At 67.0% G+C, this 906-nt stretch carries 2 protein-coding genes and 1 pseudogene; 2 read left to right on the top strand and 1 reads right to left on the bottom strand.

Features of this window, described 5'->3' with window-relative positions; genetic code table 11:
• Positions 1–29: 29 nt before the first annotated feature.
• Positions 30–224, top strand: a pseudogene (locus AC5LUJ_RS21410) (poly(ADP-ribose) glycohydrolase domain-containing protein); the annotation flags it as partial.
• Positions 202–435 (top strand): poly(ADP-ribose) glycohydrolase domain-containing protein, encoded by a 234-nt coding sequence (locus AC5LUJ_RS21405; protein ID WP_493465605.1) that lies wholly within the window; start codon positions 202–204, stop codon positions 433–435. The pseudogene AC5LUJ_RS21410 and the gene AC5LUJ_RS21405, both read left to right, overlap by 23 nt.
• Positions 436–541: 106 nt before the next feature.
• Here the strand turns inward: AC5LUJ_RS21405 and AC5LUJ_RS21400 are convergent.
• Positions 542–906: hypothetical protein (locus AC5LUJ_RS21400; RefSeq protein WP_493465604.1), on the bottom strand; the 365-nt coding region annotated here is incomplete at its 5' end.

Below are 906 nucleotides of genomic sequence, written 5' to 3'. Positions count from 1 at the left end.
CACCCGCACTCCCCCGAACAAGGCCGACCATGACCCCGCCCACCATCACCGTCGACAGCGACATCGCCCGAGCGGTCGCCGGTACCCGGCTGTACCTGCCCGACGATTTTCTATCCGTCCCGGCGGACACCAGCGCAGCGGCGGCGCCCACCATCGAGGTGACCAACGAACCCAGCCTGTCCGCGGCCCGCCGCCTCAGCCGTGGCATCGCCTGCCTGGTGTTCGCCTCCGCCCGCCACCCCGGCGACGGATTCCGCACCGGCGCCCAGGCCCAGGAAGAAAGCCGCCCGCTCCTGCGCGCTCTACGCCTGCCTGACCGCCGTCCCGCGGTTCTACACCCACCATCGCGCCCGGCCGGATCTCACCTACAGCGACCGGGTGATCTATTCGCCATACTCGGAGACTGGTCGAGATCATGACGCAGAGTACATATGACGAGGATATACCGTCCCACATCACAAGATCAAAATTAGTGAACTGTGGACGGTCAGGGACGATCACCTGGTCCTGCCCTGGATCCGAAAGCCGACATTTACTGCGTTCAGCTGGCAAGTTCGGCGTTGGCGCGTTCGGTCACGGTGGCGAGCACGCGGCGGGCGATGGCCAGTTCCTCGGTCGGAAGGCCACCGTAGAGGCGCTGAGTGATCCGCCCGATGCCTGCTCGCACCTGCTGGAAACGAGCGGTGCCGGCCGGCGTGAGCGTGATCTCCGGGCCCTGTGCGTCGGACGGCGTGCGGCTGATCAGCCCCTGGCCGACGAGTGCGGTGAGAGCGTCACGCACGGCCAGTCCGTCGATCTTCAGAGTGTGGACGACGCGGCCCACCACCTCGTCCTGGTCGAGGGTCGAACCCCTTCTGTCCACCAAACCCAGCAGACGACGGCCCTGACCGTCCCGCCCGGAGATTG

This window comes from Protofrankia sp. CiP1_Cm_nod3, from assembly GCF_982290655.1.
The sequence above is the reverse complement of the archived record's forward strand: the minus strand, read 5'-3'. Positions and strand labels throughout refer to the sequence as shown.